This window comes from Leifsonia sp. KNZ12-8B, from assembly GCF_056755495.1.
On sequence record NZ_JBPGXM010000114.1, the window covers coordinates 1 to 12,277 of the forward strand.

General features: G+C 72.2%; 11 protein-coding genes. 5 read left to right on the forward strand and 6 right to left on the reverse strand.

Annotated features, from left to right (window positions below; all coding sequences use genetic code 11):
* Positions 1–116 precede the first annotated feature (116 nt).
* Positions 117–452 carry a hypothetical protein gene (locus tag ACR9ZG_RS14715; protein WP_481285596.1) on the reverse strand — a complete coding sequence of 112 codons (336 nt, stop codon included), beginning with the start codon at positions 450–452 and terminating at the stop codon, positions 117–119.
* Between the two features lie 121 nt (positions 453–573).
* On the opposite strand from ACR9ZG_RS14715, the gene ACR9ZG_RS14720 reads away from it, so the two are divergent.
* Positions 574–3,213, forward strand: a complete 2,640-nt coding sequence (locus ACR9ZG_RS14720; protein WP_481285597.1) for a DUF4062 domain-containing protein — start codon at positions 574–576, stop codon at positions 3,211–3,213.
* 105 nt (positions 3,214–3,318) lie between these two features.
* Here ACR9ZG_RS14720 and ACR9ZG_RS14725 read toward each other — a convergent pair whose 3' ends face one another.
* Complete coding sequence (locus ACR9ZG_RS14725; protein WP_481285598.1) at positions 3,319–4,908, reverse strand: Na+/H+ antiporter; 1,590 nt, start codon at positions 4,906–4,908, stop codon at positions 3,319–3,321.
* A 140-nt stretch (positions 4,909–5,048) separates the two neighbouring features.
* Here ACR9ZG_RS14725 and ACR9ZG_RS14730 point away from each other — a divergent pair, with 140 nt between their 5' ends.
* Both ACR9ZG_RS14730 and ACR9ZG_RS14735 read left to right on the forward strand, forming a co-directional pair.
* Positions 5,049–5,465, forward strand: coding sequence for a hypothetical protein (locus tag ACR9ZG_RS14730; protein ID WP_481285599.1), 417 nt, complete (start codon positions 5,049–5,051; stop codon positions 5,463–5,465).
* A 120-nt stretch (positions 5,466–5,585) separates the two neighbouring features.
* On the forward strand, positions 5,586–6,596 hold the full coding sequence (locus tag ACR9ZG_RS14735) for a DUF418 domain-containing protein (protein ID WP_481285600.1): 1,011 nt from the start codon (positions 5,586–5,588) through the stop codon (positions 6,594–6,596).
* A 52-nt stretch (positions 6,597–6,648) separates the two neighbouring features.
* On the opposite strand, the gene ACR9ZG_RS14740 is transcribed toward ACR9ZG_RS14735, so the two are convergent.
* Entirely contained in the window at positions 6,649–7,848 is a 1,200-nt protein-coding gene (locus ACR9ZG_RS14740; protein ID WP_481285606.1) for an MFS transporter, read from the reverse strand.
* 56 nt (positions 7,849–7,904) lie between these two features.
* Positions 7,905–9,296, reverse strand: a complete 1,392-nt coding sequence (locus tag ACR9ZG_RS14745; RefSeq protein WP_481285601.1) for an MFS transporter — start codon at positions 9,294–9,296, stop codon at positions 7,905–7,907.
* A gap of 123 nt (positions 9,297–9,419) precedes the next feature.
* Here ACR9ZG_RS14745 and ACR9ZG_RS14750 point away from each other — a divergent pair, with 123 nt between their 5' ends.
* Positions 9,420–9,950, forward strand: a complete 531-nt coding sequence (locus ACR9ZG_RS14750; RefSeq protein ID WP_481285602.1) for a hypothetical protein — start codon at positions 9,420–9,422, stop codon at positions 9,948–9,950.
* A 28-nt stretch (positions 9,951–9,978) separates the two neighbouring features.
* Here the strand turns inward: ACR9ZG_RS14750 and ACR9ZG_RS14755 are convergent, their stop codons facing one another.
* Both ACR9ZG_RS14755 and ACR9ZG_RS14760 read right to left on the reverse strand, forming a co-directional pair.
* On the reverse strand, positions 9,979–10,800 hold the full coding sequence (locus ACR9ZG_RS14755; RefSeq protein ID WP_481285603.1) for an alpha/beta fold hydrolase: 822 nt from the start codon (positions 10,798–10,800) through the stop codon (positions 9,979–9,981).
* A gap of 192 nt (positions 10,801–10,992) precedes the next feature.
* Positions 10,993–11,583 (reverse strand): YdeI/OmpD-associated family protein, encoded by a 591-nt coding sequence (locus tag ACR9ZG_RS14760; RefSeq protein ID WP_481285604.1) that lies wholly within the window; start codon positions 11,581–11,583, stop codon positions 10,993–10,995.
* 75 nt (positions 11,584–11,658) lie between these two features.
* Here ACR9ZG_RS14760 and ACR9ZG_RS14765 point away from each other — a divergent pair, with 75 nt between their 5' ends.
* Positions 11,659–12,261 carry a TetR/AcrR family transcriptional regulator gene (locus ACR9ZG_RS14765; protein ID WP_481285605.1) on the forward strand — a complete coding sequence of 201 codons (603 nt, stop codon included), beginning with the start codon at positions 11,659–11,661 and terminating at the stop codon, positions 12,259–12,261.
* The last annotated feature ends 16 nt before the right edge of the window (positions 12,262–12,277 follow it).

Below are 12,277 nucleotides of genomic sequence, written 5' to 3' on the forward strand. Positions count from 1 at the left end.
CCCCCCCCCCCCGCCCCCCCCCCCCCCCCCCCCCCCCCCCCCCCGCGCCGCGCGGGCTCGGGGGGGCCCTCCGCGCCCCCCCCCCGCGGCTCGGGCTCGGGGCTCGGGCTCGGGGGTCAGGCGAAGTCGGGGAGCGCGCCGTCCGCGGTGTCGGAGTCGGTGTCCGCGTCGGCTGCGGCCTTGGCGCTCAGGTACGAGCCGGCCGCGAAGGCGACGGCAGCGAAGACGAGGGCCACGACGGCGTCCGCCCAGCCGGTCGCGGTCAGCGACGACAGCACTCCGCCCGTCACCGGCCCGGCCGCACCGGCCCCGGAGGCCGCCCCGACCGCGGCGGACGACCCGCCGGCGTAGGCGGAGGGCCCGTCCTGCCCATCCGGCGACAGCAGGTGCACGAAGGCCACCGCCGACACGATGGTGCAGAAGCCGAGAAGGGACCAGGCGACGCTTTTCACGCTGCACACGGTCCCGCGTGCGGCGAGGCGGATGAACCGCCTTCAAACCGAACCCGATCCGTGGTACGCGCGAGCGCACTGCCTCTGTACATTCGCATGCGAACGCAAGAAAATGCATAACATGAGTGCCCCTCACGTAATCCGCACACCCGACCAGCGGTTACGGGTCTTCGTCTCGTCCACGCTCCAGGAGCTCGCCGACGAGCGCCGTGCCGCGCGGGTCGCCATCGAGCGCCTCCACCTCGCCCCGGTCATGTTCGAGCTCGGCGCCCGGCCGCACCCGCCGCGCGAGCTCTACCGTGCGTACCTCGAGCAGAGCGACGTGTTCGTCGGCCTGTACTGGGAGAAGTACGGCTGGGTCGCACCGGAGGAGACCGTGTCCGGCCTCGAGGACGAGTACAACCTCTGCCCGGACGAGCTCCCCCGGCTGCTCTACATCAAGAGCCCGGCCAGCCACCGCGAGCCGCGGCTCACCGAGCTGATCGGCCGTATCCGCGACGACGACCGCGCCGCCTACAAGTACTTCGAGACCGCGCGGGAGCTGGCGAGGCTCCTGGAGGCCGACCTCGCCACCCTGCTCGCCGAGCGCTTCGACCAGAGCAGGGCCGCCCTCCTCGCCGCGGCGACGCTGCCGACGCCCGCGGTCCCTGGCCACGCCGGCGCAGACGGCCACGGCGGCGCAGACGGCCGGAACGGCGCAGGCGGCGCACCCGACGCCGACGGCCTCGCCGACCCGGTGCGCCTCCCGACCCCGCTCACCGGCCTGGTCGGGCGCGACGCCGACGTCGCGGTGATTCGCGGGATGCTGCAGTCCGGCACCCGCCTCCTCACGCTCGTCGGCCCCGGCGGCATCGGCAAGAGCCGGCTCGCCATCGCGGCGGCCCGTGCGGCGGCGCCCGGCTTCGACGACGGCGCCGTCTTCGTCGACCTCTCGGCCGTGCACGAGGCCGACCGGGTCCCGAACCGCATCGCGCAGGCGCTCGACGTGCGCGACACCGGCGACGCTCCCATGGCCGACAACCTCGTCACCGCCCTCCGCGACCGGCAGATGCTGCTCGTGCTCGACAACTTCGAGCAGATCCTCGACGCCGCGCCGCTGCTGACCCGCCTGCTGGCCCAGGCGCCCGGCGTCGCCGTACTCGTCACTAGCCGCGCCCTGCTGCGGGTCAGCGCCGAGCAGAGCTACGAGGTCGGGCCGCTCGGCGACGAGTCGGCGGTGAGCCTGTTCGTCGACCGCGCTCACGCGGTCAAGCCGGACTTCGAGGTCACCGCCGAGAACGCGTCCGCCGTCGCGGGCGTGTGCGCGGCCGTCGACGGCGTGCCGCTCGCGATCGAGCTCGCCGCGGCACGGATCCGTGTCCTGTCGCCCGCCGACCTGCTCGACCGGCTCGATCGGCGGCTGTCGGTGCTCGTGGGAGGCTCGCGCGACCTCCCGGAACGCCAGCAGACCATCCGCCGCACCATCGAGTGGAGCACGCAGCTGCTCACCGACGACCAGCGCCGCTTGCTCGCCCGTCTCGGCGTCTTCGAGGGCGGCTTCACCCTGGAAGCCGCAGAGGCCCTCGGCGACGGCGGCGACGACGGAGACGACGTGCTCAGCGACCTCGCCGCGCTGGTCGACACGAGCCTCGTCGGCCAGCAGCACGATGGGGAGGACAGGGCCCGGTTCTCGATGCAGGCCATCGTGCGCGAGTACGCCCGCGAGCGGCTGGAGAAGCAGGGCGGCCTCGACAGCGCCCGGGACGCGCACGCCGAGTACTTCCGCGCGCTCGCGGCCCGCGCCGAGCAGGATCTCAAGGGCATCGGCCAGCGCGAGTGGATGCGGCGGCTCGGCGACGAGCGCGACAACCTGCGCGCGGCCGAGCGGCACCTCCTCGGCTCGCGCGACTGGGATCGCGCCGCCGAGCTCGCCTACCGGCTGTACCTGTACTGGTGGGTCACCGGCCTCCTCGGCGAGGTGCGGACCTGGATGGACGAGCCGCTCGCGTCCGGCGACGCGCTCGGCGACCACACCCGCGCCATCGCGCTCTACTTCACCCGCACGATCATGTTCTGGAAGGACCCTGACGGCAGCGTCGCCGCCGACCTCACCGAGAGCGCCGACCTGTTCCACCGTGTCGGCGACGCGGACGGCGAGGGCCTGGCCCGCATCTCCCTCGCCCTCGCGCTGCTGGCGGGCGAGCGGCCGGACACCTCCCGGGCGCGGGAGGTCATGGAGCGGTCCCTGGAGCTGTTCCGCTCGACGCACAGCGTGTGGGGCGAGTCGATGGCGCACGTGCTGCTGGGCCGCGTCGCGCTGCTGCAGCAGAAGATCCACGAGGCGCAGGAGCACTTCGAGCGGAGCCTCGCCCTCACCCGGCAGGACGGCGACGCGGTCGGCGAGCGCATCGCGACCTACCACCTGGGCTGGACGTGCCTCATCCGCGGCGATGTCGAGGAGGCGCGCAAGCACTTCGTGCGCAGCGTGACGGTCTCGGCGACGCTCGGCCACACCGAGGGCATCGCGTACGGGCTGGAGGGGCTGGTCGCCGTGGCCGCGCTCACCGGCGACCCGGTGCGGGCCGGCCGGCTGGCGGGCGCGGCGCAGGCGCTCCGCGAGCGCAGCGGCACGCACAACGGCCCGATCTTCACCTTCCACCGCAAGTACGTCGACCGCCTCCTGACCGGCGCGTCGGGCGACGCGGTCGCCGCCGCGATGGCGGAGGGCCGCGACCTCACCCCCGAGCAGGCCGTCGCCGAGGCCCTCCCGACCCCCGCCTGAAACAGCCGAGTACGCAAGAATTCGACCCGAAACCGTCGAGTACGCGGATTGTGCGCGTACTCGGCGGTTGCCCGCAGGGCGTCCGGCAGGCGAGGCGGGCACCGGTCAGGCGCCGCCGGGCTCCGCGCCCGACAAGCGCACCTCCTCCACGTCGATGCGGCGCTGCAGCTCGCGCAGCACGATGTCGTCGATGCGGCCCTCGTCGCGCAGGGCGAGCACCGCCTCGCGCTTGCGCTCCAGCAGCGCCAGCCGCAGCTCGGTCGCCTTGCGGTCGCGCTCGAGGGTGCTCTCACCGTCGTGCTCGTCCTCCTCGGCCTCCAGCAGCTCCCGGTGCTCCTCGTACTCGCCGCGGACCCGCTCCGCGATCTCCTCGTCCACCCCGAGCTCGGCGGCGAGCGACGGGAGGCTCTCCAGCGCGGCCTCCAGCGCCCTGCTCTCGCCGAGCCGCCGCTCCTCGTCCTCCGACGGATCCGGCTCCAGCTTCGCCCAGCGGACGAGTCCCGGGAGGATGAGCCCCTGCACCGCGAGCGTCACGACGATGACGCCGGTGACGACGAAGACGATGAGGTCGCGGTGCGGGAACGGCTGCCCCGACCCGACCGTGGCCGGCACGGCGAGCGCCGCCGCGAGCGACACCGCCCCGCGGAAGCCGGAGAACCCGCTCACCACGCGCGCCCGGTTCGTCAGCCGTCGCTCGCGCTGGATGGGCCTCCGGTCGACCAGCCGGAGGAAGTACGCCGTCCCGAACAGCCAGGCGAACCGCACCGCGACGATCAGCACCGACACGGCGAACACCGCGCCCAGGGCCATCCACAGGTCGGTGCTCACGAGGCTGCGCACCGCGATCGGGAACTCCGTCCCGACCAGGACGAACAGGCTCGCGTTGAGCAGGAAGGTCGCGAGGCTCCAGAACGCGTCCGTCTGCCGCCGCGCCTCCGCGAGCCCGATCCGCGGTCCGGCCTGGCTCAGGATGAGGCCGGCGACGACGACCGCGAGCACCCCGGACGCGTGGATGCTCTCGGCGATCAGGTACGCGGCGAACGGCGTCAGCAGCATCGCCAGGTTCTGCGTCAGGGCGTCGCCGAGCCGCTTGCGGATGAGGATCGACAGCCAGGCGACGAGCCCGCCCGCCGCGCCTCCCCCGAGCACCGCGAGGAGAAACGCGACCGTGATCGTGCCCGCGTGCACCTCGGTCTCGCCCACCGTGAAGCCGACGGCGAGCGACCACAGCACGAGCGCGGTCCCGTCGTTGACCAGGCTCTCCGCCTTCAGGATGGTGACGTTGCGCCGCGGCAGCGACCGGGTGAGCGATGCCACGGCGGTCGCGTCGGTCGGCGCGACCGCCGCGCCGAGCACCCAGGCCGGCCCCCACGGCATCCCGAGGGCATGGGCCAGCACGGCGACAGCGCCCGCGGTCACCACCACGAGCCCGGTCGACATCAGGATGATGTTGCGGATGTTGTGCCGGATCTCCCGCAGCGACGTCGTCAGGCTCTCCCAGTAGAGCAGCGCGGGGAGGAACAGGAACAGCACGACCTCCGGCGCCAGCGCGACCTCGCGGAACGCCGGGATGAGACCGATGACGACCCCCATCGCGACCAGCAGCAGCGGCTGCGCGATCCCCGTCTTGCGCGCCACGATCTTGGTGAGGAGGGTCGCGAGGCCGATGGCGACGACGAGTTCGAGTCCGAGCATCGCGCCCATATAGCGCAGCAATCGGGCAGGAATCAACCCCCAGGCCGAAACTTGTCACGCGGGCCGGATAACTCGATGATCGAGATATCGCACGGGCCGAACCAGCGCCCGCGACGAGGAAGCGACCAGAAGGAGCAGCGATGACCGCCCTGCAGCCCGACTCGAAGACCACCGCCCGCGCCACCGTCTCCGCGGCCGAGCCGACCGCTCCCGGCCGCGCCTCCGCCGCCGGCGAGCTGTCCACCACCGAGACGGAGCGCGTCAGCTGGTATTCGCCGGTCGAGGGCATGTGGGTCGCCTCCACCCCCTCCGACTACCTCGGCATGGTCGACCGCAACCACGACGGCTTCGTCGCGACCGACGGCTGCGGCCGCGACCTCGGCGTGCACGAGACGCTCGAGGAGGCGCGCCTCGCCGTCTACCGCGAATGGGCGAACCCCACGAGCACCGACGAGCCCTTCCAGAACTGGGCCAAGCGCATCGCGACCATCACCGCTGTCATGGTCGGGGCGCCCGCCCTCGCGGCGGCCCTCGTGGGGGCCGCGCTCCTGCGCTGATCGCGCCGCCACGTCGCCTCGCGGCGTCCATTGCGGCGTCCATCGCGGGAGTGAGCCACGCAGTGATATCTCACCCTCTGGAGTGATGCATCCACGGCTTCGGCCGACCAGGCTGGAAGCATGTCCTCCTCCGCGACCCCGCCGCCCCTCACCCGTTCCCCCATCCGCTGGTCGTTCCTGGATGCGCTGCGCGGATTCGCGATCTGCGGCATCCTGCTCGTCAACGCCATCGACCTCCTGTTGATCGGCCCGACGCTCCCCGCCTGGGCCCGGCCGGGCGCTGACCCGGTGCGCGGCATCCTCGACCTGACCGTGCAGACGCGATTCGTGCCGATCTTCGAGCTCCTGTTCGGGATGAGCCTGTGGTTCGTCCTCCGCAGCGCACGCGGCCGTTCCGCGAACCCGTGGCCGGTGCTGCTGCGCCGCCTGGGCGGTGTGACCCTGATCGGCGCGGCGCTCGCCCTCGTCTACCCGGGCAATGTCCTGATCGAGTACGGGATCGTGGGGCTCGTCCTCGTCCCGTTCGTGATCCTCCTCCCCGGGCCGGTCGTCCTCGCGCTCGGGGCCGCCCTCACCGCCGTCGCGTTCGGGCTGTTCGGCGGCGGGCTCGCGGCCGCCCCCGGCATCATGCTGCTGGGCGCGTCCGCGGCGGCCTGGGGGCTGCCCGGGATGCTGCAGCGGGCGGCGCTGCCGATCCGCGCGACAGCGGTGCTCGCGGCGCTGGGGACCGTCCCCGCACTGCTGTGGCAGTCCACCGAGCCGGGCGATCCCCGGTTCACCACCGCCGGCTCCGTCGCGGGGCTCGTCATGGCCGTCCTCTACGTGTCGCTGCTGTCGGTGCTGTGGACGACGCCGGCTCGACGGGCGATCGCGGCCGCTTTCGAGCCGCTCGGCCGCATGGCGCTCACGAACTACGTGGTGGCGGCCCTCGTGTTCGCCGGTGCGGCCCGGGTGATCGACGCCGACTCCCTCCCCGGGGTGCTCCCGGTGGTGCTGCTCAGCCTCGCGCTCCTCGCCGCGCAGTCGGTCGCGAGCCGGCTCTGGCTTCGGCGTTTCACCTACGGGCCCCTCGAGTGGCTGTGGCGGGTCGCGACCTGGTGGCGGCCCGTCCCCGCTCTGCGCGCGCGCTGACGGCGGCGTGCGGGCGGCTCTGCGCGCGCGCTGACGGGGGCGTCCGGGCGGCTCAGCCGCGCTTCGTCGCCGTGTCCGCCGGATCCCGCTGCCGCCGCGACGCGACGAGGAACGGGATGCCCACCAGCTCCACGACTCCCCCGATCACCAGCGACGTGCCGTAGCCCCACAGGTCGGCCGACCGCCCCAGGGCGGGCTGGATGAACACCCCGCCCAGGCTGCCGAACAGCGAGTCGAACGACAGCACCGTCGCCCGCTGCTTCGACGGGATCATGTCGTTCAGGTAGGCCTGCCGCACCGGCCCCGACACCGCGAACACGAAACCCCACACGACCAGCAGCACGAGCGCCAGCCAGAACATGCTGGTCAACCCCAGCAGCACCAAGGCCACGACGCTGCCGACCGAGGCGCCGATGATCGTCGTGGTCCGGCGCGCGAACAGGCTCCGCACCCGGGCCGCGAGCAGCCCGCCCGCGACCTGGGCGAGCGAGAGGATGGCCGCCGCGAGCCCGGCGATGGAGTACGCGTTCGGGTCGCCGTACAGCTCCAGCAGGTAGGGCTGCAGCGCGTAGAACGCGTAGATCCCCACGCCGCCCGCGAACGGCGCCGCGAGGATCACCCAGCGCACGGGAGGCTTGCGCAGGCCGTGCTCGATCGACTCCTGGAGCACGTGACGGGTCGCCCGGATCGGCCCGAGCGAGCGGTCCGGCGTGAACCCCACATCGCGCATCGCGACGGCCGCGAACACCAGCATCAGCAGGAGCACGCCCGCCCGCAGCAGGAACGGCACCCCGAGGTTCGTGGCCTGCGCGACGACGCCGCCGAGCACAGAGCCGGCGAACATCGCGATGCCGGTCACGACCAGCCCGCGGCCGAACACCGTCTCCAGGCTCCCGGTGAAGCCGGTCGCGGTGAGCGCATCCACCAGCCAGGCGTCGACCGCCCCCGAGAAGAAGGTGAACCCGAGTCCGAGCAGCACCGACACGATCGCCCACCACACGAAGGGCGCCTGCCACAGCCACAGCAGCCAGTACAGGGCGGTGGAGGCCGAGAGCGTCACCGTGCCGAGCAGGTACGACACGCGCCGCCCGACCGTGTCGGCGACGACGCCGGTCGGGATCTCGAAGATGACCATCCCGGCGGTGAAGAAGGCGTTCGCCGCGAACGCCTCGAAGTTCGTCAGGCCCGCGTCGAGCAGGAACAGCGTGTTGATGCCCCAGATGAACGAGGCGGCCAGCGTGTTCCCCAGCATGAGCACGAGGTACACGGCCTGCACGCGCCCCGGCGTGCCGACGGCGGCCGGAGGGGTCACGGCGAGGTCGCCTCCGCCGCCTCCGCGTCGGCCGGCACGTCGGGCGCGCCCTTGCGGTACTCGGCCGACAGCAACCGGTAGGAGCGCGTCCCGAACGCCGCGAGCGCGAGCACCACCATGACGAGCCCCGAGATGAGGAAGATCAACGCGATCCCGCGGGTGTCGCCCTCGCCGAGCAGCCAGCCCCAGGTCGCCTGGCCGGCGTCCCCGGCCATGTACGGGATGACGATGAACTGCGCGATCGGCGCGATGAGGAAGGAGGTGATCGGCGCCGCCGCCGACTCGAACGCCTGCGCGACCCCGAAGACGCGGCCCTGCCGGCGGAACGGGACGACCTTCTGGATGACGGTCTGCTCCGACGCCTCCACCACCGGGATGAGCAGCATGTAGACCCAGATGCCCGCGGCGTAGAGCAGCCACCACTCGCGGATCGTGAACAGCGCGCCGAGCAGCCCCATCCCGACCACGACGAGCAGCATCGTGCGGATGGGGTTGCGCCCCAGTCCGAACCGGGCGACCACGAGCCCGCCGATGATGAACCCGGTCGCCGAGACGCCCAGCACGACGCCCCACCACTCGACCGCGAAGAGCTCCAGGCCGTACGGGTCCATCAGCGCCATGTAGACGCCGCCGATGAGGTTGTTGAAGGTCGAGAAGATGATCAGCGCGAAGAGGCCGGGCGCCGCACGGATCGCGGTGACGCTCCCGCGCAGGTCGACGGTGGGCTTGCGGCCCTCGACGTGCGGCTCGGCCTCCGGGATGCGCAGCGTGCCCAGATGCAGCAGCGCCAGCGCGGTCAGCACGATCGCGATGACCAGCGTCCACCCCATCCCGAGCAGCCCGATGGCCAGCCCGCTGAAGACGCTGGTCACGACGAAGGCCAGTCCCTGCACCGTGCCGACCATGCCGTTGGCGTTGGCGTGCTTCTCCACCGGCACGAGGAGGGTGACCGTCGTCGACAGCGCGATGTTGCGCATGTTCTCGATCACCGCGCCGAACAGCACGACCCCCGCGAACACCCAGAACATCGGCCCGCCGAGGTCGAGCAGCACCGCCTCCGGGAACACCAGGTACAGCGCCCCGGCGACCGCGAACGCCGTCAGCGACACCACGCTCGCGACCATCATGACGCGGTACTTGCGGTGGCGGTCGACGATCGTGCCGAACGGGATGGCGAGCACCGCGAGCAGCAGCATGTACGCGCCGCCGACGATCCCGGTCGCGAGCACCGACCGCGTCTCGAGGTACACCCAGAAGGTCAGCGCGAACCAGAGGAACGACGTGGTGACGTTGGCGATCATCGTGTTGACGAGCACCTGGAAGAAGGTCCGCATCCCGTTCGCGGGAGGCGGAGGAGCGGAGGCCGCGGTCGGCATCGACTCGGTCATGCCACAGAGGGTACGGCATGCCCCCGACGCTGTCAGGAGGCGATCACGCCGCCCCTCCCCGCACCGCAGCCCCGGTGCGATACTGGCGCGCGCAATCCAGCGACGAGCGCGAGGAGGCGCACCATGGACAGCACACACCTGTCACAGCACACCGTCATCGGAATCTCGGACGGCATGCACGCCGCGCGGGCGGAGGCCCGGCGGATCATCGAGGAGAGCAAGGGCGATCTCGTCGCCGAGCAGGACATGCTGCTCAGCCGGCTCGCCGAGGCCGGACTCGTCACCGCGGAGGAGCGCGAGTTCCTGCTCCGCATCTTCAAGGTCGGCCACGAGGCGAGCCGCGACAAGGGCGACGTGCCGCGCGCGTTCTTCGAGGCGCGGCGGATGCACGCCCAGCTCGCGGCCTCCGGGAAGGCCAGCCCGGTCGCCCTCCTCGTCGCCTCCGCCACCGTCGGGGCGTTCGACGTGGAGGCGGACGAGGAGGGCACGCCGACCGTCGTCGTGTACAAATTCAGCTACGGACCGCACCTCACGGCGATCGGCGCCGGCATCGGCGCGCTGATCGGAGGTGCGGCCGGCGGCATGCTCGGCGGCGAGATCGGCGGGTTCATCGGCGGCATCATCGACTCGAAGAAGGACGACAAGAAGAAGTAGCCGCCGCCCTGGCGACGTCGCGGCTTCGCTACTTCGCGATGAAGTCCAGGATGTCCTGGTCGAGCTCCTTCTGGTAGTCGCCCCAGATGCCGTGCGAGCGGCCGGGGTAGACCTTCAGGGTGCCGTCCTTCACCAGCTCGATGGACTTCTTCGCGGCGGCGGCGATCGGCACGATCTGGTCGTCATCGCCGTGCGCGATGAAGATGGGCACGTCGAGCGCCTTCAGGTCCTCGGTCTGGTCGGTCTCGCTGAACGCCTTCACGCAGTCGTAGGCGGCGGCGAGGTTGACCAGCATGCCCTGACGCCAGAAGTCGTCCTTCAGCCCCTGCGAGACGCCGGAGCCGGGACGGTTGGCGCCGAAGAACGGCTCGCTGAGGTCCTTCCAGAACTGCGAGCGGTCGGCGAGCACGTTGGCGCGGATCTCGTCGAACGCCTCGATCGGCGTGCCCTCCGGGTTGCTGTCGGTCTTGACCATCAGCGGAGGGACCGCGCCCGCGGTGACGACCTTCGCGACCCGGCCGGCGCCGTGCTGCGCGGCGTAGCGGACGACCTCGCCGCCACCGGTCGAGTGGCCGACCACGACGAGGTCGCGCAGGTCGAGGTGCTCGACAAGCTCGGCCAGGTCGCTGGCGTACGTGCTCATGTCGTTGCCGGTGTACGTCTTGGCCGAGCGGCCGTGTCCGCGGCGGTCGTGCGCGATCGCGCGGTACCCGGCGTCCGCGAACAGCTTCAGCTCGACCTGCCAGGCGTCGGAGCTGAGGGGCCAGCCGTGGGAGAACAGGACCGGCCGGCCCGACCCCTGCTCGGTGTAGTACAGCTCGGTGCCGTCGGACGTGGTGAAGTAAGGCATGTCGACTCCTTGGTCTGCGGTGCTGTGCGGGACAGGAGGGGCGATCACGGGTGCTCTCTCCTCCCGACGCTAGGGGCCGCCACCGCAAGCCGTCTAGGCTCGCCCGGTGAACTCCCCGTTACGCCTCACGATTTGCCCCGAATGGCGGTTATAGCCGCCGCATAACCGCGATTCGGCGCACATCTCAGCCCCTCACTGCGGGTAGGGGGTCTCGCCGCGGTCCAGCATCCCGACCAGCTTCTCGAGGCGGTTGCTGCGCGCCGTCGCGCTCGGCGCCGTCATCAGGCGGTGCAGCACGGCGTACCGGTTCTGCGCGTTCAGCCGCGCGAACGTCTCCGCCGCCGTCGCCGACACGGCGAGCGCCGCCTCCAGATCCTCGGGCACCGTCGCCGTCTTCGCGCTCGCGTAGGCGCGCTCCCAGCGGCCGTCCGCCTTGGCGCGGTCGATCTCCGCCTGCCCGCGCGGCCGCATCCGCCCCTCCGCGATGAGCGCCTCCACGAGGCCGATGTTGCGCTCCGACCACAGCGACGCCTTGCGCCGGGGCGTGAAGCGCTCGATGAAGGTGGCCTCGTCCCAGCTGCGCTTCTGCCCGTCGATCCACCCGCTGCAGAGCGACTCCTCGAGCGCCTCCGCGTACGTCAGCGAGGTGGGGTCCGTCGTCCCCTTCTTGGCGAGGACGAGCCACACCCCGTCGGAGGAGTCCTCGTTGTCGTCGAGCCAAGCGCGCCACGCGGCGCGATCGGCGAGGAGCAGGAGGTCGGAGGCGGCGGGTGCGGCGGTCACGCCGCAATGCTACGGCTCGCCGCCGACGACGGACTTTCGGTGCACTCACAGCTGGATAGTGCAAACTTGCACCTCATGAGCCAGAGTGCAACCTCCGTCCGCGAACGCCGCAAGGCGCAGACGGCGCACGCGCTCACCGAGACGGCCCGCCGGCTGACCGTCGAGCACGGCCTCTCCGGCTACACGGTCGAAGAGGTGTGCGAGCAGGTCGGCGTCTCGCGCCGCACGTTCTTCAACTACTTCGCCTCGAAGGAGAACGCCGTCCTCGGGCTCCCCGTCGACCTGGACGAGTCCGGCGCGTCCGAGCGCTTCCTCGCCGCCGGCCCCCGCGGCATCCCGCACCTCGTGGACGACGTGGTCGCCCTGCTGCTCGAGCGCTGGGAGTACGGCGGCCTCACCGCCGACGACCTCCCGCTGCTCGTGCAGGCGTTCGACCGCGAGCCCCGGCTCATCGCCCACCTCCTGCACCTGGCCGGCGAGGCCGAGCGCGGCGACCGCGAGCTCATCGAGCGCCGGGAGGGGCTGCCCGCGGGCGACCTGCGCGCGGCCGCCGCCGTGCAGCTGGTCGGCGGCGTCTTCCGTGCGAGCGTCGAGGAGTTCTTCCGCGACGCCGACGGCGACGAGCTGCCCGCCCTGGTGCGCCGTCGGCTCGACGTCGTGCGCGAGCTCCTCCGCTGACACCCCACCCCCACCC